The sequence below is a fragment of the Kocuria cellulosilytica genome, assembly GCF_040981245.1.
GTDB lineage: Bacteria > Actinomycetota > Actinomycetes > Actinomycetales > Micrococcaceae > Kocuria > Kocuria cellulosilytica.
The window spans coordinates 1-21,940 of the sequence record NZ_JAVFWZ010000014.1 but is presented as its reverse complement, the minus strand read 5'-3'; the positions used below and the strand labels follow the sequence as shown (position 1 = coordinate 21,940).

At 75.3% G+C, this 21,940-nt stretch carries 20 protein-coding genes; 10 read left to right on the top strand and 10 right to left on the bottom strand.

Translation table 11 applies throughout. The annotated features are described in order from the left end of the window. Positions 1-9: 9 nt before the first annotated feature. Positions 10-633, bottom strand: coding sequence for a MarR family winged helix-turn-helix transcriptional regulator (locus RCG67_RS16025; protein WP_368827712.1), 624 nt, complete (start codon positions 631-633; stop codon positions 10-12). 38 nt (positions 634-671) lie between these two features. Here RCG67_RS16025 and RCG67_RS16020 point away from each other — a divergent pair, with 38 nt between their 5' ends. Genes RCG67_RS16020 through RCG67_RS16010 form a run of 3 tightly spaced genes read left to right on the top strand, consistent with a single transcriptional unit; the run spans position 672 to position 2,707 of the window. Beyond that, positions 672-1,475, top strand: a complete 804-nt coding sequence (locus RCG67_RS16020) for a glycosyltransferase family A protein (protein ID WP_368827710.1) — start codon at positions 672-674, stop codon at positions 1,473-1,475. Continuing rightward, entirely contained in the window at positions 1,472-2,155 is a 684-nt protein-coding gene (locus RCG67_RS16015) for a DUF2238 domain-containing protein (protein WP_368827708.1), read from the top strand. The genes RCG67_RS16020 and RCG67_RS16015 overlap by 4 nt, the downstream gene beginning before the upstream one ends. Positions 2,156-2,158: 3 nt before the next feature. Continuing rightward, entirely contained in the window at positions 2,159-2,707 is a 549-nt protein-coding gene (locus RCG67_RS16010) for a TspO/MBR family protein (protein WP_368827706.1), read from the top strand. 32 nt (positions 2,708-2,739) lie between these two features. Here RCG67_RS16010 and RCG67_RS16005 read toward each other — a convergent pair whose 3' ends face one another. From RCG67_RS16005 to RCG67_RS15995, 3 genes are all read right to left on the bottom strand, one after another. Then, entirely contained in the window at positions 2,740-4,941 is a 2,202-nt protein-coding gene (locus RCG67_RS16005; RefSeq protein ID WP_368827705.1) for a S8 family serine peptidase, read from the bottom strand. Positions 4,942-5,170: 229 nt separating this feature from the next. Next, positions 5,171-6,832, bottom strand: a complete 1,662-nt coding sequence (locus RCG67_RS16000) for a S8 family serine peptidase (protein ID WP_368827702.1) — start codon at positions 6,830-6,832, stop codon at positions 5,171-5,173. A 219-nt stretch (positions 6,833-7,051) separates the two neighbouring features. Beyond that, positions 7,052-7,489 (bottom strand): DoxX family protein, encoded by a 438-nt coding sequence (locus RCG67_RS15995; RefSeq protein WP_368827700.1) that lies wholly within the window; start codon positions 7,487-7,489, stop codon positions 7,052-7,054. A 115-nt stretch (positions 7,490-7,604) separates the two neighbouring features. Between RCG67_RS15995 and RCG67_RS15990 the strand changes: the two genes are divergently transcribed. The 3 genes from RCG67_RS15990 to RCG67_RS15980 all read left to right on the top strand — a co-directional run bounded on the left by RCG67_RS15990 (position 7,605) and on the right by RCG67_RS15980 (position 10,738). Next, entirely contained in the window at positions 7,605-8,216 is a 612-nt protein-coding gene (locus RCG67_RS15990; protein ID WP_368827698.1) for a malonic semialdehyde reductase, read from the top strand. Between the two features lie 113 nt (positions 8,217-8,329). Then, entirely contained in the window at positions 8,330-9,502 is a 1,173-nt protein-coding gene (locus tag RCG67_RS15985) for a type III polyketide synthase (RefSeq protein ID WP_368827696.1), read from the top strand. Between the two features lie 9 nt (positions 9,503-9,511). Further along, entirely contained in the window at positions 9,512-10,738 is a 1,227-nt protein-coding gene (locus tag RCG67_RS15980; protein WP_368827694.1) for an FAD-dependent oxidoreductase, read from the top strand. A gap of 43 nt (positions 10,739-10,781) precedes the next feature. On the opposite strand, the gene RCG67_RS15975 is transcribed toward RCG67_RS15980, so the two are convergent. The 6 genes from RCG67_RS15975 to RCG67_RS15950 all read right to left on the bottom strand — a co-directional run bounded on the left by RCG67_RS15975 (position 10,782) and on the right by RCG67_RS15950 (position 16,835). After that, positions 10,782-11,858, bottom strand: coding sequence for a hypothetical protein (locus RCG67_RS15975; protein ID WP_368827692.1), 1,077 nt, complete (start codon positions 11,856-11,858; stop codon positions 10,782-10,784). 184 nt (positions 11,859-12,042) lie between these two features. Then, positions 12,043-12,921 (bottom strand): 4,5-DOPA-extradiol-dioxygenase, encoded by an 879-nt coding sequence (ygiD, locus tag RCG67_RS15970; protein ID WP_368827690.1) that lies wholly within the window; start codon positions 12,919-12,921, stop codon positions 12,043-12,045. A 94-nt stretch (positions 12,922-13,015) separates the two neighbouring features. Continuing rightward, positions 13,016-13,783, bottom strand: coding sequence for an alpha/beta fold hydrolase (locus RCG67_RS15965; protein WP_368827689.1), 768 nt, complete (start codon positions 13,781-13,783; stop codon positions 13,016-13,018). A gap of 133 nt (positions 13,784-13,916) precedes the next feature. Then, entirely contained in the window at positions 13,917-15,122 is a 1,206-nt protein-coding gene (locus tag RCG67_RS15960; RefSeq protein WP_368827688.1) for an aminotransferase-like domain-containing protein, read from the bottom strand. A gap of 14 nt (positions 15,123-15,136) precedes the next feature. Beyond that, a complete protein-coding gene (gene speB / locus RCG67_RS15955) occupies positions 15,137-16,210 on the bottom strand; it encodes an agmatinase (protein WP_368827686.1) in 1,074 nt (357 codons plus the stop codon). Positions 16,211-16,268: 58 nt separating this feature from the next. After that, positions 16,269-16,835 carry a helix-turn-helix domain-containing protein gene (locus RCG67_RS15950; protein ID WP_368827684.1) on the bottom strand — a complete coding sequence of 189 codons (567 nt, stop codon included), beginning with the start codon at positions 16,833-16,835 and terminating at the stop codon, positions 16,269-16,271. A gap of 179 nt (positions 16,836-17,014) precedes the next feature. Here RCG67_RS15950 and RCG67_RS15945 point away from each other — a divergent pair, with 179 nt between their 5' ends. The 4 genes from RCG67_RS15945 to RCG67_RS15930 form a co-directional block, all read left to right on the top strand. Beyond that, positions 17,015-18,484, top strand: coding sequence for a sodium:solute symporter family protein (locus RCG67_RS15945; RefSeq protein ID WP_368827682.1), 1,470 nt, complete (start codon positions 17,015-17,017; stop codon positions 18,482-18,484). After that, positions 18,481-19,971, top strand: a complete 1,491-nt coding sequence (locus RCG67_RS15940; protein WP_368827680.1) for a purine-cytosine permease family protein — start codon at positions 18,481-18,483, stop codon at positions 19,969-19,971. The genes RCG67_RS15945 and RCG67_RS15940 overlap by 4 nt, the downstream gene beginning before the upstream one ends. Next, on the top strand, positions 19,958-20,614 hold the full coding sequence (locus RCG67_RS15935) for a cyclase family protein (protein ID WP_368827677.1): 657 nt from the start codon (positions 19,958-19,960) through the stop codon (positions 20,612-20,614). The genes RCG67_RS15940 and RCG67_RS15935 overlap by 14 nt, the downstream gene beginning before the upstream one ends. Positions 20,615-20,775: 161 nt before the next feature. After that, on the top strand, positions 20,776-21,940 hold a 1,165-nt coding region (locus tag RCG67_RS15930; RefSeq protein ID WP_368827676.1), incomplete at its 3' end, for an aldehyde dehydrogenase family protein.

Below are 21,940 nucleotides of genomic sequence, written 5' to 3'. Positions count from 1 at the left end.
TCGTCCGTGTCACGCCGGGCGCGGCACCGCTCCGGGTCCCGCCGGCGCGGCCCCCTGCTCCTCGGCGAGCCCCGTCGCCGGGCCCTCCCCTGCCGCCGGGCCCTCCCCCGCCCGGCGGCCGGCCCGCCGGACCGCGTCGGTGAGCTGGGGCAGGCGCCGCCGCAGCACCTCGATCTCCTCGTCGGTGCAGTCGTCGAGCACCGCCAGGACCTCCTCGCCCATGGCCGAGAACATCTGCCGGCCGGAACGGTAGGCCTGGTCGGTGGCCAGCAGGCTGACCTCCCGCCGGTCCCGGGGATCGACCGCGCGCACCAGGTGGCCCGCGGAGACCAGGCGCTTGATCACCGACGTGGTCGCCGAGCCGCTCAGCACGAGCCGCTGGGCGATGTCGCCGGCGCGGACCGGCCGGCCCGCACGGTTGGCCTGCATGACCTCGTTGAGGGCGTGGACGTCCTTGTGCGCCAGTCCGAAACGGCGGCGGACCTGGTCCGCGTAGCGCTCGGCCTCGGTGCTGAAGTGCTGCAGCAGGAAGAGCACGTCGAACCCCCGCCGTCCCTGGTGCGGGTTGCCGCCCGGGAACCGGTCCGGCGCCGTGGCGCCGGACGTGCTGTTCGTGCCCTCGTCGGACTGCATGTCCCGATTCTAGGGCGCGGGCACGGGAGAATGGGTCCATGACCGACAGCAGAGACCACGCCGGCCCGGAACTCCCGCCGCCGGAGGCGCCCGGGAGCCCGGCGGTGTCCGTGGTCGTGCCGGCCCGGGACGACGCCGCGCACCTCGCGCGGTGCCTGCGGCTGCTCGCGGCGCAGACCCGGCCGCCGGACGAGATCGTGGTGGTGGACAACGCCTCGAGCGACGGCACCGCCGAGGTCGCCCGCGCCGCCGGGGCCCGCGTGGTGTTCGAGCCCGTGCCGGGGATCCCGTCCGCCGCCGCCGCCGGCTACGACGCCGCCCGGGGTGACGTGGTGGTGCGCTGCGACGCGGACAGCCTCCCCGGCCCGGAGTGGATCGCCGGGCTGCTCGCGGCCCTCGGGTCCCGCCCGGGCGTGGTCGCCGTGGCCGGCCCCGGCCGCTTCCACGGACTGCCGCCCGGCGTCGACCGGCTGCTGTCCGTGCTCTACATGGGCCTGTACGTGCTCAGCACGGCCGCCGCGCTGGCCCATCCGCCCCTGTTCGGCACGAACATGGCGATGCGCCGGTCCTGGTGGCTCGAGGTGCGGGACCGCGTCCACCGGCAGGACCCGGAGCTGCACGACGACCTGGACCTCAGCTTCCGGCTGGACCCCGCGCACCGGATCCTCTTCCGGCCCGGCCTGTCCGTGGGCATGTCCCCCCGGGCGCTGCGGGGCGGTCGCCCCGCCGTCCGCCGGCTGGCGCGCGGCTTCCGGACGATCCGGCTCAACTGGGCCGACGAGCGCCCGTGGGAGCGGTGGCAGGCGCGCCTGGGGCACCGGCCGGACGGGGGCCGCGGATGAGCCGGCTCGCGCTCGCGGTGCGGTGGCTCGGCCCCCTCTCCGTGCTGCTCACCGTCCTGTTCTTCGACCTCGTGGGCGCCTCCGTCATGATGCTCGTGTGCCTGGCCGTCACCATCACGTGGCGGGCCCGGCTGCCGGCGGCCCTGGAGATCACCACGGACCTGACGCTGCTGCTCGCGGCCTGGAGCTCCGTGTTCCTGCTCTACGAGAAGCTCGAGCACTGGGACCTGGTCGTCCACTTCGCGGCCACCGCCGTGTTGGCCGAGCTCGCGTTCCGCGCCCTCGAGCGCTGGTCCCGGCTCTCGCCCCCGGGCCCCGTGTCCCACGTGGTGGTGGTCAGCTCCCTGGGCGCGGCACTGGCCCTCGTGTGGGAGTACCTCGAGTTCGCCGGCTTCTACCTGGTGGACCCCCAGGTGAACGTGGGCTACCTGGACACCATGGGCGATCTGGCCGCCGGCCACGCCGGGTCGCTCGTCGCCGGGATCCTCGGCACCTGGGCCCGGCAGCGGGCGGGCGCCGGAGGGAACCCGCGCGCCACGGAGCCACCGGCCGGCACGGAGCGACCGGACAGCACAGCGCGACCGGCCGGCACAGCGCGGCCGGGCAGCACCGCCCGGTCCGGCACCGTGCAGAGGCCGGGCAGCACGGACGAGCAAGACACCACCGAGAAGAAGGACTGACCCATGTTCCGGACGAACCTGCTCAGGACCACCGTGCAGACGGGGGCGGCCGCCGCGGCCGGCACCGCGGCCTCCACCGGGGTGGACAGCCCCTGGTACCGGCACCTGCGCAAGCCCGCGCTGCAGCCGCCGGCCGCCGTCTTCCCGGTCGTGTGGACCGCGCTCTACGCGGACCTGGCGATCACCTCCGCCGCCGTGCTCACCGAGCTGCAGCGGCAGGCCGGCCCGGGCCGGCACCGCCGCGGCCCGCGGGTGCGCACGATCCGGCGGCCGGTGCGTCCCCCGTCCGAGGCGGCGCGGCTCGAGCGCGGCTACCGCCGGGCGCTCGCGCTGAACCTCGCCCTGAACGCGGGCTGGAGCTGGGTCTTCTTCACGAAGCACGACACGGCCCTGGCCACGGCGACGGCCGCGGCGCTGACCGTCAGCACCGCGGACCTCGCACGCCGGGCGGCGCAGGCACGCCCGCTGTGCGGCGCCGCACTGCTCCCCTACGCCGGCTGGTGCGGCTTCGCGACCGTCCTGAGCGCCCGCATCCACCGGCTCAACGCCTGAGCGGGGCCGTCCCCGGCGCCGGCCGGGCCCGGTCAGCGGGAGGAGATCGTGATCCCGCCGTGGCGGTAGCGGATCGTTCCGCCCTGGAAGTGCTGGACGACCGAGTCCCCGGCGCGGTGCTCCGGGGTCACCGGGTAGCCCAGGCGGCCCTGCTCGCCCCGGAGGTCGGCGTGGGCCCGGCCGATCGCCCCGCGCACGGGCTGCGCGCCGGTGGCGGGCGACCACAGGATCCGTCCCCGTTCGAACTCCTGTCCCGCCCCGCCCAGGCCGCCGCGCTCGCGGCCCAGCGGGTACCCCAGCAGACCCGTCTCCGCGCCCAGGGCCGTCCAGCGCCGGCCGATGGCCCCGCGCACGGCGGCCCCGCCGGTCCCGGCGCTCCAGACGACCGTGCCCCCCTGGAAGAGCTGCTGCACACCCCCGGCGCCGTTGCTCCGCTCCCCGGACCGCGGATAGCCGAGGACGCCGTTGACGCCGCCGGCCCGGTGCCAGGCGCTCCGCACGCCGCCGTGCACCCACCGGGCACCGGAGTCCGGGCTCCAGTAGATCGCTCCGTGCTCGAACTCCTGGTAGCAGCCCTCCTGCGCGAGGCCGCACCGTTCGTGCGAGCGCGGCGCCCCGGTGGACGAGCCGATCCGGGCGTGCAGCCACCCGATGGCGCCCTGCACGGTGTAGCCCTCCTGGAGCGTGGCCCGGGCGACGGCGGCTCTCGGGTGCACGAGCCCGGCGCCGCAGCCGCCCGGGCAGGGTCCGGGCAGCGGCCGGGCCGTGGCGGCCAGGACGTCCTTGACCTGGGCCGGGGAGAGGGACGGATCCGTCTCGCGGACCAGGGCCACGATCCCGGCGACCGTGGGGCTGGCCATCGACGTGCCGTACTTGTAGGAGTAGGAGCCGCTGCCGGGCCGGGCGCTCCCGGCGTTGGCGGTGGAGAGGATCTGCCGGGAGGGGTCCCCGCCCGGGGCGGCCAGCGTGACCCGGCCCCAGTTGGAGTACCCGGCACGCGCGCCGTGGGCGGTGGTGGCGGCCACGGTGATCACGCCGCGGCAGTTGGCCGGGGACTCCTCCCGGGCGTCGCGGGCGTTGTTGCCCGCCGCCACGACCACGCTCGTCCCGCGGGCGAGGGCCCGGTCGATCCCCTCCTGCAGGACGGCCGGGCACGTGCTGGACCGGAAGCCGAGGCTGAGGTTCACCACGGTCGCCGGGTGGGGGTTCGCCGGGACGCCCTCGACGTCGTGGCCCGCGGCCCAGGCGATCGCCACGGCGATGTCCGAGATGTACCCGTCCCCGCAGGCCCCGAGGGCGCGCACCGGCAGCAGCTTCGCGTCGTAGGCGACACCGGCCACGCCGGTGGCGTTGTTCCCCCGCGCCGCCGCGATGCCGGCCGTGTGCGTGCCGTGCCAGGAGGAGGTCCGGGCCGCGGAGCCGGACCAGCACTCGTCCAGGCCCGCGTAGTCGCCCTCGTCCTGGGGGTCCGGATCCCATCCGTCGCCGTCGCGGGAGTGGCCCGGCTGCACACCGCCGGCGTGCAGGGAGACGAAGTCGTGGCCCGGCAGGACGTTGGCGTCCAGGTCGGGGTGGGGCGTGATCCCGGTGTCCACGACCGCGATGGTCTGGCCCGCACCCGTGGCCCGGTCCCACGCGGCGGGCAGGTCGAGGCCCGCCGCCGCGGGCCGGAGGTTCCACTGGGACGTCGCGTAGTAGGGGTCGTCGGGCACCGCGGCGATGCCCGCGAGGTGGTCCGGCTCGGCGTACTCGACGGCCGGGTCCTCCTCGAGGGCGGCGGTCAGGGTCTCGAGCTGCCGCGCGTCGAGGAGCCCGTCCGCCGCCACGACCCGGGCCGAGTCCACGGTCTCGCTGACCTCGTCCAGCCGGGGCGCCGCCCTCCCGGACCCGCCCGCCGCCGCGCCTCGGGGCAGAGCCTGCTCGGCGGCCTCCGCGTAGACGCGCTCCCGGGTCCGCGGGGCGGCCTCCGCCCCGTCCGTGAACTTCACGACCACCCGGTCGGTCGCGCCGGTGCGCCGGGGCCCGTCCGCGCCGGACTCCTCCGTCCCGGACTGCTCTGTCCCGGCCCCTTCCGTCCCGGGGACGGAAGTCCCGGGGTCCTCCGCCCCGGGCGCGTGCCGGGACGGGACCGGCACGGTGGTGTCCACGGGGGGCCGGGCGGCCGCGGGGACGGCAGCACCGACCAGGGTCAGGACCAGGGCGGCCGCCAGGGCGCGGCCGGGGAAGGACGTCATGGATGCTCCAGCCGGTGGGGGGGGTGCGGCGTGCGGCGAGGACCCGCAGCGCACCGACCACGAGGGGGTGGGGTCGGCGCCGCTGCGCTCAGCGTACGGAGCGGTTGCTTCTGTTACCGAATGGGAAGTTCCATGCGTTTCACTGGACTTGCTGGGGTCCGGAGCGCCGGACCGCGGACGACGACGGCGCCGCCCACCCCAGGGGTGGACGGCGCCGCAGGGCCGGACGTCAGCGGGCGGAGGTGACCTCCCACCACCGGGTCGACAGGTCCTGCTGCCAGCGAGCACCCTGGCCGGCGTTCCAGACGATCCACCCCCGGGCGAACTCCTGGAAGCACGGCGTGCCGCCCAGGGCGCACAGCTCGCGGGAGCGGGCCTCACCGGTGGTCGTGCCGATCTTGCGGTGCAGCGTGCCGATGCCGCCCCGGGTGGTGAAGGGCTCGCCGCCCTGCACCGCGATCAGCGCGGAGACCGGGTCCACGATCCCCGCGCCGCACCCCGGTGCGCACCCGCCGGGAGCCTGCCGGGCCGTGGAGGTCAGCGCGTCCCGCAGGCCCGCCACGCCCAGCCGGGGCGAGAGCTGGCGGAGCTGCGCCACGGCGCCGGATACGGCAGGCGCCGCCATGGAGGTGCCGTTGCGCTCCGTGTACGTGGGCGCCCCGAGGCCCTGGGTCCCGGCGTTGCCGGTCGAGAGGATCTGCGCGTAGGGATCACCGCCCGGGGCCGCGAGCGTGACAGAGCCGAAGTTGGAGTAGGGGGCCAGGGCGCCCGCGACGTCGGTCGCGGCGACCGAGATCACGCCGGCGCAGTTGGCCGGCGCAGACTGCGCGGCGTCCACGCCCTGGTTGCCCGCGGCCGCGACCACGGGGATCCCCCGGCCCAGGGCCTCGCTGATCGCGGACTGCAGCACCGCCGGGCACTCCCCCGCCACGCCGAGGCTGAGGTTGATGACGGTCGCGGGGTTCGGGTTGGCGGCGGCGCCCGCCACCGGGGCGCCGCTGGCCCACCGGATGCCCGCGGCGACGTCGGTGATGTACCCCTGGCTGCAGGCGCCCACGGCACGCACCGGGAGGATCTTCGCGTCCGGGGCCACGCCCGAGATGCCCACGCCGTTGTTCGCGTCGGCCGCGGCGACACCGGCCGTGTGGGTGCCGTGCCAGGTGGCGTCCACCGGCATGGGGCTGTTGGGGCACAGCACGGAGTCCGGGTGGTCGCCCATGTCGGTCGGGTCCGCGTCCCACCCGTCGCCGTCCCGGCCGTTCCGGGCGGTGGAGACGAAGTCGTAGCCGGGCAGGACGTTCGCGTCCAGGTCCGGGTGGGAGGTGATGCCGGTGTCCACGATCGCGATGGTCTGCCCGGCGCCGGTGGCCCGGTCCCACGCGAGGGGCATGCCCAGCCCGGCCGGGTCGTCCCACAGGCTCCACTGCAGCGTCGCGTAGGACGGGTCGTTCGGCACCGCGGCGGTGGTCGCCAGCAGGTCCGGCTCCGCGTACTCGACGGCGGGGTCCTGCTCCAGGGCGGTGGTGAGCGCCTCGAGCTCGTCGCCGGCCAGCATCGCGCCGGTGCGCACCACCTGCGCGCCGTCCGCGGTGGCCGTGGTCTCCACGAGCCCGGCGTCCCCGGAGCGGCCGGCGGCCTGCGCGTAGACGACGTCGCGCGAGTCCTCGGGGACGGTCTCCTCGTGGAACTTCACGACGAGGCGGTCCGTCGCCCGGGCCGGCCCCTGGGCGGGGGCCGCTCCGGGAGCGGTCCCGGCGGCCTCCGGAACCGGCCGCGGGGCCGGGGCCCCGGGCAGTGCGGTCCCGGTCGTCGCCGCGGCGGAGCCCAGCGGGACGAGGGCGAGGGCGGCCGCGAGCGCGAGCGCGGCGGTGGTGCTGCGGGTGGTCGTCAAGGATTCCTCCGGCCGTCGGGACGGGAGGCGGCACGGCGCGCACAGCCCACCCCCCGATGGACTGGAGCGAGAGCGATCCCCCTGCGGAAACGGAGCCCCCACTCCTGTGCTCCGACCAGCGTAGGAAGCGTGTGCGTGTGTGACCCAATGCGACCCTCGCGGCCCGGGCGCCGGTGGGCGCCCCGCCGGGCGGTCGGCGCCCCACCGGGCGGTGGGCGTTCAGCCGGTCCGGGCGATGTGCAGCGCCGCGGCGATCATCGGGATCTGCAGCGGGAGCCGCGCGAGCGTCACGGCCCGCCGCGCCGGGGAGCCGCGGCGGGCGCGCCAGGCCATGGTGACGTTGCCCGGCCACACGCCCACGAGGAGGGCCGCCGCGGCCCAGCCCCCGGCGCGGCGGGTGCGGGGGTGGAGCAGCAGCGCCCCGGCGCCGAGCTCGGCCGCCCCGGAGCCCAGCGTCCAGGTGCGGGGCGCGCCGGGCAGCGAGCGGGGGATCAGCCCGTCGAAGAGGGCGGGCCGGGCGAGATGCAGCGTGCCCGTCGTGCACAGGGCCGCCCCCATCCGCAGCGCCGGGGACGCGGCGGCACCGCCGCGGCCGCCGCGGGGCCCGCGCCGGCCGGGGGCTGCGGGGAACGGGCGCTGCCGGGGACGAGGGATCATGGGGCCAGCGTACCCACCGCGGCGTGACGGAGCGCACAGTCCTTCCCGGCATAGACCGGCCCCCTACTTTGTTGACATGTACACCAGTAAGTGCGTGCACCCGAAAGGACATCCCATGGCTCCCGACGCCCTGCAGGACCAGCTCACCCTCGACGCCCTCGCCGCGGACCTGCTCTTCCGCGAGGCCCGCACGGCCTCCGAGTTCCTCGACGAGCCCGTGTCCGACGAGCAGCTCCGCGCGATCTTCGAGCTTGCCAGGATGGGCCCCACCGCCATGAACATCCAGCCGCTGCGCGTCACGTGGATCCGTTCCGCGGAGGCCCGGGAGCGGCTGCTCCCCCACATGGCCGAGGGCAACCGGGCGAAGACCGCCGCCGCCCCCGTCGTCGCGGTGCTCGGCTACGACGTGGACTGGCACGAGCACCTGCCCGTCGTCTTCCCGCCCGCCGCCGGCAAGCAGGAGATGTTCGCCGGCAACGAGGAGCTGCGCGAGCGGATGGGCCGGGACAACGCCCACCTGCAGGCCGGGTACTTCGTGCTGGCCGTGCGGGCCGTGGGTCTCGCCGCCGGCCCCATGGGCGGGTTCGACCCCGCCGGCGTGGACGCCGAGTTCCACGCCGGGACCACCCGCCGCTCCCTGATGGTCGTGAACATCGGTGCCCCCGCCGCCCCGCGCCACGACCGGCTGCCGCGCCTGGACTTCGACACCGCGACCACCACCGTCTGAGGCCCTTCCGGACGGGCCCGCCCGTGCGCGGGCCCGTCCGTCCCTCCGCGCCGCCGCCGCCCTCCGCGCGTCCTCCGTGGCACCTGTCGGCCCGAGGACGGATACTGGAGAGGATGACGCCCGCACTCCTGTCCCTCGGCACGGCCCTCCCGCCGCACGTGCTCGAGCAGACCGACGCCCAGGACCTCTACCAGGCCCAGCCCGGCACCGACCGGCTCAACGCCCGGCTGCTGCGCACGGTGTTCGGCGCCTCCGGGGTCGAGCGCCGGCACACGGTGCTCCGGGAGCTGGTCGAGGACGGAGCCCGCGGCGGCTCGCCGTACATCACCCCGGACGGCCGGTTCCTGGGGCCCCTGACCGGCGTCCGCAACGCCACCTACGTGGAGCGCGCCCCGGCCCTCTTCGCGGAGGCCGCGCGGGACGCCCTCGCACGGTGCCCCGGCCTCGACCCCGCGTCGATCACCGACGTGGTGACCGTCTCCTGCACCGGCTTCTTCGCCCCCGGCCCCGACTACCACCTGGTCCGGGACCTCGGCCTCGACCCGTCCGCCCGCCGCGCGCACATCGGTTTCATGGGCTGCCACGGCGGTCTGATCGGACTGCGCCAGGCCGCGTCCATCGCCACGGCGGACCCGGACGCCGTCGTCCTGCTGGTCGCCGTGGAGCTGTGCACGCTGCACCTGCGCCCGGCCCGGGACCCGGACGCCATCCGGGGCGCCGCCCTCTTCGCCGACGGCGCGGCGGCGGCCGTGGTCAGCGCGAGGGTCCCCGAGGGCGTCACGCCGCTGCTCGAGCTCGACCGCTTCCGCACCCTCGTGATCCCGGACGGTGAGGAGGCCATGGCCTGGACCATCGGCGACGCCGGCTTCGAGATGATCCTCGGCGCCGCCGTGCCCCAGGTCCTCGAGGACAACATCCACGCCGCCCTGGAGGCCCTGCTCGACGGTCCCGAGGGCGCCGTGGACCGGGACAGCATCACCGACTGGGCCCTCCACCCGGGCGGCCGAGGCATCCTCGACAAGCTCGAGCACACCCTGGGGCTGCCGCCCGAGGCGCTGCGGGAGTCCCGGGACGTGCTCGCCACGCGGGGCAACATGAGCAGCGTGACCGTCCTGCACGTCCTGCGCCAGGTGATCGACGAGGCTCCCGCGGACGAGACCCGCACGGTCTGCGCCCTGGCGTTCGGACCCGGCCTGACCGTAGAGTCGGCGCTGTTCACCATCCCCGCCCGGGTCGCCGCACCGGCCGCGGAGCTCGATCCCGCCGCGGCCGTCCCGATCCGCTAGGAGGTTCCCGTGGACCACGACGTCGTCGTCGTCGGCGCCGGACTCGCAGGCCTGCAGTGCGCCCGGCTGCTCGAGCAGCACGGACTGGACGTGGTGGTCCTGGAGGCCTCGGACGGGGTCGGGGGCCGGGTCCGCACCGACGTGGTCGACGGCTTCCGCTGCGACCGCGGGTTCCAGGTGCTCAACCCCGCCTACACCGAGCTGCGGCGCAGCGTGGACGTCGCGGCGCTGGGGATCCAGAAGTTCGACGCCGCGGCCGGTGTCCGCCGCGGCGACGGGATCGACGTCCTCGCCGACCCGCGGCGCGTCCCGTCCCGGCTGGCGGACACGCTGCGCAGCCCGCTCGTGGAGCTGCGCCGGCTGCCCGCCCTGGCGGCCTGGCTCGCCCCGGGGCTGGACCCCCGCACCCGGCGGCAGCAGGACCGGGACCGTGCCTGGCACGAGTCGCTCGACGCCGCCGGGGTGCGGGGCCCGCTGCGGGACCTGGTGCTCGAGCCCTTCCTGGCCGGGGTGATCCTCGAGGACGAGGGCCGCACCTCGGCAGCCTTCGTGCGCGAGCTCGTCGGCTGGTTCCTGCTCGGCACGCCGGGACTGCCGGCCGGGGGCATGGGCGCGCTGCCGGACTGGATCCACGACGGGCTCCGGTCCCCCGCCGTCCTCGGGACCCGCGTGGACTCGGTGCGGCGCACCGGCGACGGGTGGGCCGTGGGCGCCGGCGACGCCGTCCGGTGGGCGCCCTCGGTGGTCGTGGCCGCCGATGCCCCTGCCGCCGCCGGGCTCCTGGACCTGCCGGAGACGCCCATGAAGGGCGAGGCGACCTGGTGGTTCGCGGCGGAGTCCGCGCCCTCGGAGCTGGGGTGCCTGGTCCTGCCGGGCGAGACCGACGGCCCGCTGATCGACACGGCCGTGGTCAGCAACGCCGCCCCCAGCTACACCCCGGACGGCCGTGCGCTGATCCAGGCGAGCGCCCTGCTCCCGCGGGGCGCCGCGCTCCCGGCCGAGGCCGACGTCCGCCGGCAGCTGGCCGCGATCTGGTCCGCCGACACCGCCGCCTGGGACCTGCTGACCGTGCACGAGGTGCGCCGGGCGCTGCCCGAGCAGCCGCCCGGGCTCGTGGCCGACCGGCCCGCGGCCCTCGGCGACGGCCTCTACGTGTGCGGTGACCACCGCACCGACGGCTCGACCCAGGGCGCCCTGCGCTCCGGGCGCCGGGCCGCGGAGGCCCTGCTGGCCTGAGTCCGGGCCCCAGGACGGAACCGGCCGGCCGCCGGCACCGCCCTCAGTCGTCGTAGGTGTCGGCGAGCTGGCGGCGCTGGTGCTCCCGCCGGCTGTAGGTGGCCTCCCGGATGGCCTCGTCGCTGTCGAAGTTCGAGCCCAGGGCCCCGGCCAGGGTGCCCAGGGACGCGGCCAGCCAGGCCAGTTGCAGGTAGTCGAACAAGTTGACGGGGTGGCCCAGCTGGGACTCGAGGTAGCCGGCCTCGATCACCGCCAGGCCCACGACGAAGAGCATCGCCCACAGGAGCACGTACATCATGGCCACGCTCAGCCACACGGTGATCACGGTGGAGGCGTTGTCCGCCCCGGCCCGCCACGGCTCCTCGGCGCCCCGCGTCCGGTTCCACAGGTTGTTGTGGAAGATCAGCCACCCGCTCAGCGCCGCGGTGACCACCAGACTGACCATGGCCAGCCGGACCGGGGACAGGGCGTCGGACATGTTCCAGATGGAGGCGTAGAAGATGCCGAAGGCGCCGGTGGCCGCGGCGGCGGCCACGCAGCTGGCCAGGGCCGGCAGCAGCCGCCCGGGGCGGTTGCTCAGCACCATGCCGACCAGCAGCCGCAACCGGTTCATCCACCCGGGCAGCACCACGTAGGAGGCGTCCCCGTCCCCCGCCGGGGACACCCGGCGCACCGCTCTCCGGCCCAGGGCCTCGTGCACCGCGGACGGGGACGGGCGGCGCCCGGCGCCGCTGCGGATCTCGCCGACCAGGGCGGCCATCAGCCGGCAGGCCTTGCGGGAGAAGTGGTCGGCGCCCAGGCTCGGCAGCGAGACCAGCGCGGCGGCGGCCCCCGCGCTGACCTCGCACAGCATGGGGTCCCCGTCGTGGTCGCGCGGCAGGTCCGTCAGGTACACCACGCAGTCCCAGCCGTGCGCCTCGCGCAGCGCGTCGGCCTTGTCCAGCAGCGGGATGTCGCCCTCGGCCGTCAGGGGCAGGGTCTCACGGCTGACCTCCACCTCCCAGGACACCTCTGGGCCGGTGCGCTGGTACAGCGCGCCCGGCAGGTCCTCGGCCACCCGGCGGGCCACCTTCTCCGGCAGGCCGGGGTCGGCCAGCACACCTACGGTCAGCGTCTGCACTCTGCCTCCTTCCCCGGGGCGCACGTGCTGGCGCGGCCACGGGAACCGCTCCGGGGAACACCTCGACGTCGTCCCACGAGCATAGTCATCAGGAGGGTGACGACCGGGCGGGCGACCGGCCACGGCCGCGCGACGTGCCCGCCACCGGCCCGGGGCCGGCCGCGGGCACGGCGGGCCGCTGGGTTCAGATGTTGGAGCCGTCCGGGGGCAGGCCGGCCGGCGGCTGCGACGCGCCTCCGTCGTCGGCCGTCCGGGGGCAGGCCATGCCGAGGGTGTAGGCGGTCATGGACAGGGAGCCGTAGGAGTAGCCGTCGACGAGCACGGCGGTGTCCGTGGCCCCGGCGGCCCCGGCGAGCCCGGCCAGGTACAGGGAGGGGATGAAGTGGTCGGGGGTGGGCACGGCCAGGCCCCAGTCGCGGTGGGCGTCCAGGGCCGCCAGCTCGGTGGGGTCGGTGAGGATCCGCTCCTTGGCGTCCTCGTTGAAGCGCCGCGCCCAGTCGTAGCCCTCGTCGGTGCGCGACCAGTCCATCCCGCCCAGGTTGTGCACGATGTTGCCGCTGGCGACGATCAGCACGCCCGCCGCCCGCAGCGGGGCGAGGCGGGCCCCGAGGTCCAGGTGGTAGTCCAGGGGCTTGTCGGCGTTGATGCTCATCTGCAGCACCGGGATCCCGGCGTCCGGGAAGGCGTGGGTGAGCACGGACCAGGTGCCGTGGTCGATCCCCCAGCTGTCGACGTCGGCCCCGATCCAGGTGGGGTGGACGGTGTCGCTGATCTCCTCGACCAGGCCAGGCAGCCCGGGAGCGGGGTACTGCACGTCGAAGAGCTCCTGCGGGAAGCCGTAGAAGTCGTGGATCGTGCGCGGGGCCGGCATCGCGGTGACCGCGGTGGCGTTGATGTACCAGTGCGCGCTGACCACCAGGATCGCCCGGGGCCGCGGCACCGAGGCCCCGAACGCCCGCCAGGCGGAGGTGTACCGGTTGACCTCCAGCGCGTTCATCGGGTTGCCGTGCCCGAAGAAGGCCGCCGGCATCACGCCGTCCGCACCTGGGTTCCGCGTGCTCATCCCGCCTCCTCGGCGCCGGCCCCGAGGGGCGCGGCCACAGTGGCCCGTTGCGGCCATCCTGCCCGGTGCCGGCGCTCCCGCCAAGCCTGCCCGGTCAGCGTCCCGTGCGGCGCCGTCTCGGGGCGAAGCCGGCCGGCTTGTCGGCGGCGTGGAAGTCGGTGATCAGCCGCGCGCACAGCTGCGGCTTCTCGACGAGCACGCCGTGGGAGGCGTGCGGGACCACGGCCAGCTCTCCGTGCGGCAGGGCGCGGTACAGGGCCACGGCGTGCTCGAGCCGCACCTCGTCGTCGTCGCCGACGAGCACGAGAACGGGGAGGCCGAGGTCCGCCAGGTCCGCGTCCGTGAAGGCCGGTTCCGCCGCATGCATCCGCCGCAGCTTCGCCACGACCTCGCCGTAGTGCCCGCGGCCGTCCGGGGAGACCTCCGCGTAGGCGTCGGCCATGAACTCCGGCGCCTCCGCCTCCTCCGCCAGGACGCCGGGCTCCCAGCCGTCGTGGTGGTACACCCCGCCCGCGAGCACCAGGTCCCGGACCAGGTCGGGCCGTCGCAGCGCCACGGTCAGGGCGACGACGGCGCCGTCGCTGAACCCCAGCAGGTGCACCGGCGTCTCGGCCGCGGCGCCGAGGAAGGCGGTGGTGTCCTCGGCCATCGCCGCGTAGGAGAGCGGGCCCTCCCGGTCGGGGGTGCGTCCGTGCCCGCGCTGGTCGGGGGTGATCACCCGGTACCGGCCGGTCAGCTCCGCGACCAGTGGGTCCAGGGCGCGGGAGTCCGTGCCCCCGGGGTGCAGCAGGACGAAGTGCGGCCCGTTCCCGCGGGCGCTGGACCACAGGCCCCCGGATCGGCCGGTCGGCTCCTCGCTCATGCGGCCAGTATCGCCCCTGCCGGGGACACCGCAACACCACAGGCACGGGGCAGGAGCGCGCGGGGCAGGACCGCGAGGACCTGCCCCGCGCGCCGGGCCGGCCGCCGCCCCGGCCGCTCGGCCGCGCTCCCGCTCAGCCGCGCAGCATCTCGCCCAGCCGCCGGACCCCCTCGGTGATGTCCTCCTCCGAGGCCGCGGAGTAGGCCAGGCGCAGGCTCGCAGAGGCACGCCCGTCCGCGTAGCAGGCCCCGCCGGGCACGAGCACCACGCCGTGCCCGATGGCCCGGCCCAGGAGGTCCCCGTGGTCGAGGGCCGGGTCGAGGTCCAGCCACGTGAAGAACCCGCCGGCCGGGCGCGTCCAGCGCACCCCCGCCGGCATGAACTGCTCGAGGGCCGCCATCATGGCGGCGCAGCGGGAGCGGTAGAGCTCCACCGCCCGGTCCAGGGCGGGCCGCCAGTGCTCGCCGGCCACGTACTCCGCGGCGAGCTCCTGGCTGAGCACGGACGGGTGGATGGTCACGGCCTCGGCCGCGATCTGCAGCCGCGCCCGCACCGCCGGCGCCGCGGCGATCCAGCCCACCCGCAGCCCCGGCGAGAAGATCTTGGAGAAGCTGCCCAGGTGGATGACGGTGCCGGGGTCCAGCGAGTACAGGGACGGGAGCCGGTGGGCGCGGTCGAAGCCGAGCAGCGCGTACGGGTCGTCCTCGAGGACGAGCACGCCGCGCTCGGCGCAGACCTCCACGAGCCGGCGGCGCCGGTCCTCGGTGGTCGTCACGCCCGTGGGGTTGGAGAAGTTCGGCACGGTGTAGACGAACTTCACCCGCCGGCCGGCGGCCCGCAGCCCGTCGATCCGCTCGGCGACCGCCTCGGGGTCCAGCCCGTCGTCGTCGACGTCCACGTGCGCGACCTCGACCTCGTAGCTGCCGAACACGCCGAGGGCTCCCACGTAGGTGGGGCCCTCGGCCACGACCACGTCCCCCGGGTCGCAGAACAGCTTGGTCACGAGGTCGAGACCCGCCTGGGACCCGGTGGTGATCTGGATCGAGTCGGGCGTGGTCTCCGCGCCCTGCAGGCGCATGAGCTCGACGACCAGCCCGGGCAGGCGCTCGATCCCGGCCCCGGAGCCGTACTGCAGCACCTCGGGTCCGCGCTCGGTGAGGATCCGCGCCGCCATCGCGGCCACGACGTCGTGCGGGAGCACGCTCATGTCCGGGTTCCCGCCGGCCAGGGAGATGATCCCGGGGCGCATCGCGATCTCGAACACGGCGCGGACCGGGGAGGGCCGGAACTCGTCGGCGCGGTGGGCGAACAGCGAGGTGTGGCCGGGCCAGGGGGTCACGGCCGCGCCCCCGGTCACCGCTGCTCCCCCGGGGTCTCCTGCGCCGGGCCCGGCGCGGCGTCCCCGTAGACGTGCCCGGACAGACCGTAGGCGGGCCCGTCCGGGGCCGCGCCGGGGCCCAGCGCGAGGAGGCTGATGAGCTCGTAGGCCACGTGCGCGGCGGCCACCCCGGTGATCTCCGCGTGGTCGTAGGCCGGGGCGACCTCGACGACGTCGGCCCCGACCACGTGCGCGCCCCGCAGCCCGCGCAGGATCTCGAGCACCTCCCGGCTGGTCATGCCGCCGGCCTCCGGGGTCCCCGTGCCGGGGGCGTGGGCCGGGTCCAGGACGTCGATGTCCAGGGACACGTAGAGCGGGCGGTCGCCGACGCGCTCCCGCAGGTGCGCCACGACGGCGTCCACCCCCAGCCGCATGACGTCGGCGGAGGAGACGATGCCGAAGCCGAAGCGGGCGTCGTCGTCGAGGTCCTCGGTGCCGTAGAGCGGACCGCGGGTGCCGACGTGGCACACCGCGTCCGTGTCGAGCAGGCCCTCCTCGAACGCGCGGCGGAAGGGCGTGCCGTGGGTGTACTCGGCGCCGAAGTAGGTGTCCCACGTGTCCAGGTGGGCGTCGAAGTGCAGCAGCGCGACCTTGCCGTGGCGCGCGTGGACGGCGCGCAGCAGCGGCAGGGCGATGGTGTGGTCGCCGCCGATCGCCACGAGCCGGGTGTCCTCGCCCATGAGCTCCGCGGCCTGGGCCTCGATGGCGGCGATCGCCTCGGGGATGTCGAAGGGGTTGGCCACGATGTCCCCGGCGTCGGCGACCTGCGTCCCGGCGAACGGGGAGACGTTCTGCGCGGGGTTGTAGGGGCGCAGCAGGCGTGAGGACTCCCGGACGTGGTTGGCCCCGAACCGGGCGCCGGGCCGGTAGGAGACCCCGGCGTCGAACGGCACGCCCACCACGGCGATGTCCGTGTGCGCGACCTCGTCCGTGCGCGGCAGGCGGGCGAACGTGCCCAGTCCGGCCCAGCGCGGGGTCAGGGCGGCGTTGACGGGTCCGACGACGCGGGTGCCGTCCGGGGCGGAGCCGGTGATGCGCTCGGGGTTCATGGCGTGGTGTCCTCTCGGTGGGTGCTGACGGGGATGGTGGACGGGACGGGCGGGGAGCTCAGGAGCCGAGGATCCACAGCAGCACGGCCTCCTCGGTGCCGGGGTTCTCCCACGTGTGCGGCTCGGAGCCGGGGAACGTCACGGTGTCCCCGGCCGCCAGGTCGTAGGTGCGGTCCGGGACGTGGAGGCGGAACCGGCCGCTGACCAGGTGCAGCACCTCGGTCTCGCAGTCCATGCTGTACATCGCGTCCTCGCCCCGGCCGCCGGCGGCCACGCGGGCCCGGATGACCTGGACCGAGCGCTGGGCCGCCGGCGTGACGAGCTGCTCCTCGATCCCCTCGCCGCCGAGGTCGATGTGCGGGGCGTCCTCGAGCCGGACCACCTCCACGTCGGCGGGCCCGGCGAAGAGCGCCCCCACGTCGATCCGCAGCACCTGGCACATCCGCACCAGGGAGTCCACGGACGGGGAGGTGATGTCCCGCTCGACCCGGCTCACGAAGCCCTTGGTGAGACCCGCCGCGGAGGCGAGCTGGTCGATGGTCATGTGGCTGCGCCGCCGGTGGTTGCGCAGCCGCGACCCCACGGCGGCGGAGTGCCCGGAGCTCTCGATGGGCAGTGCTTTCACGACGACGCCTCCTCCTCCCGGACGGGTTCACCCGCCCGTCACGACCCGGACCCGTTCCCAAAACATGATCTGCATCATACTATGTGGGACAACTTTTGTTTCTTGTTGGGCAACCTGCGGCGAGGAACTCCCCCGACCGACCCCGTGGGCGGCAGCGCCCCGAGGAAGCAGTGACATCCATGAACGTGCTGATCATCGTGCTGTACCTGGTCGCCATGGTGGCGGTCGGGCTCTGGGCCAGCCGCCGGGCGCACAACGCCGAGGACTACCGGGTGGCCGGCCGCCGCCTGGGCCCCGGCTTCTACACGGGCACCATGGCCGCCGTGGTCCTGGGCGGCGCCTCCACCGTGGGCGGGGTGGGCCTCGGCTTCACCTACGGCATCTCCGGGATGTGGCTGGTCGTGGCGATCGCCGCGGGCCTGGCCGCGCTCAGCCTGTTCTTCGCCGGCCGCATCCAGTCCCTCAAGGTCTTCACCGTCTCCCAGATGCTGCAGCTGCGCTACGGCGAGCGCGGCGGGGCCAAGGCGTCCTCGTTCGTGATGCTCGCCTACACCGTGATGCTGTCCGTGACGTCCACGTCCGCGTACGCCGCGATCTTCTCCGTCCTCTTCCCGGTCGACCGGGCCTGGGCGATCCTGCTCGGCGGCGTGGTGGTCGTGGCCTACTCCGTGCTCGGCGGGATGTGGTCGATCACGCTCACCGACATGATGCAGTTCGTGTTCATGACGATCGGGCTGTTCCTGATCCTGCTGCCGTTCTCCCTCTCCGCCGCGGGCGGCTGGTCCGGGCTCGAGGAGCGGCTCGACGCCACGTACTTCACCTGGGACGGCATGGGCACGCAGGCGATCGTCACCCAGTTCGTGGTCTACGGCTTCGGCATGCTGATCGGCCAGGACATCTGGCAGCGGGTCTTCACCGCCCGCTCGCCCCGGGTCGCCCGGTGGGGCGGGCTCGCCTCCGCCGCCTACGTGGGTCTCTACGGCGTGGCCGGGGCCGTCATCGGGATGACGGCCGCCGCGGTCGCCCCGGACCTCGCCTCCCCGGACGACGCGTTCGCCACGATGGCGCAGCAGTACGTCCCGGCCGGGCTCGGCGGGGTGGTGCTCGCCGCCGGTGTCGCCGCCATGATGTCCACGGCCTCGGGCGCGCTCATCGCCGCGGCCACGGTCGCCCGGGTGGACGTCGTGCCGACCCTGCGGTCCCTGGTCACCCGGCACGCGGCCCCCGCCCCGGAGGGCACCGTCGAGGCGCTGCGCGGTGACCGGGTCTACGTGCTCGTCTTCGGCGTGGTGATCACCGTGATCTCGATCTTCGTCTCGGACACCGTCACCGCCCTGACCATCGCCTACGACATCCTGGTGGGCGGTCTGCTCGTCGCGATCCTCGGCGGGCTCGTGTGGCGGCGGGGCACGAGCCTCGGCGCGGCCCTGTCCATGCTCGTCGGGTCCGTGGTGACCGTGGCGTCCATGGCAGTGTTCGGCGTGCTCGCCAACGCCCCCATCTACCTGGGGCTGGCGAGCTCGGCGCTGGTCTACGTGGTCGTCTCCCTGCTGTCCCGTCCCACCCACGCCGGGGTGCTGCGGCAGTGGAACGAGCGCCTCGCGGGCTCCGGTCCGGCCGGCGCCGAGCGCACGGAGGTCCGCTCGTGAGCGCCTGGTCCCGGCTCTCCGACCACCTCGACGAGAACTCCGAGGGCTACGGCCCGCTGCGGGGCACGCTGGGGGCCGGCCGGATCGGGATGATCTGGCTCGCGGCGAACCTCGTGGTGACCACGCTGCTGACGGGGACGCTGTTCGTGCCCGGGGTCTCCTGGCCCACGGCCCTGGCCATGATCGTGCTGGGCACGCTGATCGGCGGGACGGTGCTGGTGCTCGTGGGGAACATGGGCACGCGCACCGGCCTGCCCACCATGTCCCTGACCAAGGGCTCCTTCGGGCTGCGCGGCTCCTTCCTCCCGGTGGCCGCGAACGTGGTCATCCTCATGGGCTGGAGCTGGGTGCAGGCCATGCTCGCCGGCGTCACCGTGAACGTCCTGGTGGAGCAGGCGAGCGGCTACTCCAACCCGGTGCTGTTCTCCGTGCTCTGCCAGACGCTGGTCGTGACCCTGGCCGTCTTCGGCCACGAGGGCATCGCCCGGGTCGAGCCGTGGCTGGCGGCGGTGATCCTGGGCATCATGGCCTGGGTCTTCACCGTGGCGCTCACCTCCTATCCGCCGACCAAGCTCGCCGCCCTGCCCGTGGACGCCGGGGCGGGCTGGTCCTCCATCACGGTCCTCGACGTGGTGATCGCCACGGCCGTCTCCTGGACGGTGCTCTCCGCGGAGTTCAACCGCCTCGCCCGGTCGCAGGCCGCGGGCATGATCGGCTCCGGCACGGGCTACGTCCTGTCCACGGTCGCCGCCATGAGCCTCGGGGCGACCGCGATCGCCTACGTGGTGCTCGACGGCGGGGAGGCGGTCGGCTTCGACCCGACGGTGCTCGTCGCCGCCTTCGGCGCACCCCTGGCGGTGGTGATCTTCCTGTCGGTCATGGCCACCAACACCATGGTCGTCTACGGCATGGTCTCCTCGGTGGTGAACCTCGCGCCCTCGCGCCGCGTGCGGTTCCTGCCCGCGGCGCTGGTGCTGGGCGCCGTCTCGGTCCTCGGGTCCACCTGGCTGGGCCTGCTGGACCAGTTCACCGGCTTCCTGGTGCTGATCGGCTCCCTGTTCATCCCCGTCTTCGCGATCATGCTGGTGGACTACTACGTGGTCAAGCGCGGCGCCTACGCGGCGGACATCCTGCGGGGGCGCGGCGGCCGGTACTGGTACCGGGGCGGGGTCAATCCCGCCGCCGTGGTGGTGTGGCTCGTCGGCGCGGCCACGTCCCTCGTGCTCACCTACGTGCTGCCGAGCCCGGTGGGCGCCACGATCCCCACGTTCGTCGTGTCCGCGGCGCTCTACCTGGGCTGGGCCGTGGCGGCCGGGAGGGTCGTGGCGGGCCGGCCGGTGCAGCGCCACCTCTCCGACGCGGCGGACGAGGCGCACGCGCCCGGCGCCCCGGACGGGGCCGCCGCGGACGGGAGCGCCAGGGCCGGCGCGGTCGACACGGCCGGCGAGGCCGGCCGGCCGGAGGAGGCCGCCGATGCTCCTCGTTGACCTGAGCCACCCCGTGGAGGCCGGCATGCAGGTCTTCCCGGGGGACCCGCCGGTGGACTCCCGGCTCGCGGCGTCCGTCCCGCAGGACGGCTTCCAGGTGGCCGAGCTGCACCTGGGCACGCACAGCGGGACGCACGTGGACGCACCCCTGCACACCGTGGACGGCGGCTCGCCCGTGGACGAGCTCGACCTCTCCCGGCTGGTCGGACCGGCCCGCGTGGTGCACGTGCCGGGCCTCCGGGAGCACGCCGTGATCGGCTGGGACGACGTCCGCGCGCAGCTGGAGGACGTCCCCGCCGGCACGATCGTGCTGTTCCGCACCGACTGGTCCCGGCACTTCGGCACGCCGCGCTACCTGCGGCACCCGGTGCTGGACGTGGGCGTCGCCGAGCAGCTGCTGTCGGCGGGCGTGCGCGTGCTCGGCGTGGACACCCTCAACCCGGACCGCACCCCGGACGCCTCCTCGACCGGCCCGCTCGAGCTGCCGGTGCACGCGGCGGTCCTGGGAGCGGGCGGGGCGATCATCGAGAACCTGACGAACCTGCACGCCGTCACCTGGCCGGATCCGCTGCTGAGCGCCCTGCCGCTGCGGCTGCGCGGCCTGGACGGTTCCCCGGTCCGGGCGGTGGCGATGCAGCTGTGAGCCCCCGCCGACGCCCCGGGCACGGACGGCCGGGCTCCGCCCGCACCCCGGCGGGTCCCGCTCCGGCCGCCCCCTTCCCGGCCGCCCCCTTCCCGGCGTTCCCCGCCCCGACGACCCTGACAATCCTGACGACCCCCTGTTTCACGAGGAGAGATCCCGCCATGTCCGCTGATGTCCCCGTCACCGCCCCGTCCTCCTACCGGTCCGTCAACCCTGCCACCGGCCAGGTGCTGGCCGAGCACCCCACGGCCACCGAGGGCCAGGTCCAGGAGGCGCTGGCCGCCGCCGACGCCGCCTTCCACGACTGGCGGTCCCGGCCGATCCAGGAGCGGGCGGCCGTCGCCGCCCGGGCCGGCGAGCTGTTCGCCGAGCGGACCGAGGAGCTCGCCGCGATCATCACCGAGGAGATGGGCAAGCCCCTCGCCGAGGCTCGCGAGGAGGTGCAGTTCTGCGCCGAGATCTTCGGCTACTTCGCCGAGCAGGGCCCGGAACTCGCCGCCGACCAGCCCATCACGGCCTCCGGCGGAGGCCGGGCGGTGATCCAGAAGCGCCCGGTCGGGGTGCTGCTGGGGATCATGCCGTGGAACTACCCCTACTACCAGGTGGCCCGCTTCGCGGCCCCCAACCTGGTGCTGGGCAACACGATCCTGCTCAAGCACGCCGAGTCCTGCCCCCGGGCCGCCCTGGCCCTGGAGCAGCTGCTGGCCGATGCCGGGGTGTCGGCCGGCGGATACGTCAACGTCTTCGCGAGCCACGACCAGGTCGCGGACATCATCGCCGACCCCCGCGTGCAGGGGGTGTCGCTGACCGGGTCCGAGCGGGCCGGGGCGGCCGTGGCCGAGATCGCGGGGCGGAACCTGAAGAAGGTCGTCCTGGAGCTCGGCGGCTCCGACCCCTACATCGTGCTGGACGCCGAGGATCCGGCCGAGGCCGCCCGGGCGGCCTTCGCGACCCGGATGGGCAACACCGGCCAGGCCTGCAACTCCAACAAGCGGATGATCGTCTCCGCGGACCTCTACGACGAGTTCGTCGCCGAGCTCACCCGCCAGGCGAAGGCCCTGACCCCGGGCGACCCGGCCGCCGACGCACCCGGCACCTTCGCGCCCCTGTCCTCCCGCGCCGCGGCCGAGGGGCTGGCAACCCAGATCCGTGACGCCGTGGACGCCGGGGCCACCCTGCACACCGGCGGGCGGCTGCTCGAGGGCCCGGGCGCCTATCTGGAGCCGGCCGTGCTCACCGGGATCACCCCGGGCATGGCCGCCCACCACCAGGAGCTCTTCGGCCCCGTCGCGGTGGTCTACCGGGTGGCCGACGACGACGAGGCGC

Bases quoted from the DNA above. Each gene is read 5' to 3' on its own strand.
- RCG67_RS16020 (WP_368827710.1), top strand. From the start codon at position 672: ATGACCGACAGCAGAGACCACGCCGGCCCGGAACTCCCGCCGCCGGAG.
- RCG67_RS15935 (WP_368827677.1), top strand. From the start codon at position 19,958: ATGCTCCTCGTTGACCTGAGCCACCCCGTGGAGGCCGGCATGCAGGTC.
- RCG67_RS15990 (WP_368827698.1), top strand. From the start codon at position 7,605: ATGGCTCCCGACGCCCTGCAGGACCAGCTCACCCTCGACGCCCTCGCC.
- RCG67_RS16015 (WP_368827708.1), top strand. From the start codon at position 1,472: ATGAGCCGGCTCGCGCTCGCGGTGCGGTGGCTCGGCCCCCTCTCCGTG.
- RCG67_RS15945 (WP_368827682.1), top strand. From the start codon at position 17,015: ATGAACGTGCTGATCATCGTGCTGTACCTGGTCGCCATGGTGGCGGTC.
- ygiD (WP_368827690.1), bottom strand. From the start codon at position 12,921: ATGAGCACGCGGAACCCAGGTGCGGACGGCGTGATGCCGGCGGCCTTC.
- RCG67_RS16025 (WP_368827712.1), bottom strand. From the start codon at position 633: ATGCAGTCCGACGAGGGCACGAACAGCACGTCCGGCGCCACGGCGCCG.
- speB (WP_368827686.1), bottom strand. From the start codon at position 16,210: ATGAACCCCGAGCGCATCACCGGCTCCGCCCCGGACGGCACCCGCGTC.
- RCG67_RS15995 (WP_368827700.1), bottom strand. From the start codon at position 7,489: ATGATCCCTCGTCCCCGGCAGCGCCCGTTCCCCGCAGCCCCCGGCCGG.
- RCG67_RS15985 (WP_368827696.1), top strand. From the start codon at position 8,330: ATGACGCCCGCACTCCTGTCCCTCGGCACGGCCCTCCCGCCGCACGTG.
- RCG67_RS16005 (WP_368827705.1), bottom strand. From the start codon at position 4,941: ATGACGTCCTTCCCCGGCCGCGCCCTGGCGGCCGCCCTGGTCCTGACC.
- RCG67_RS15965 (WP_368827689.1), bottom strand. From the start codon at position 13,783: ATGAGCGAGGAGCCGACCGGCCGATCCGGGGGCCTGTGGTCCAGCGCC.
- RCG67_RS16010 (WP_368827706.1), top strand. From the start codon at position 2,159: ATGTTCCGGACGAACCTGCTCAGGACCACCGTGCAGACGGGGGCGGCC.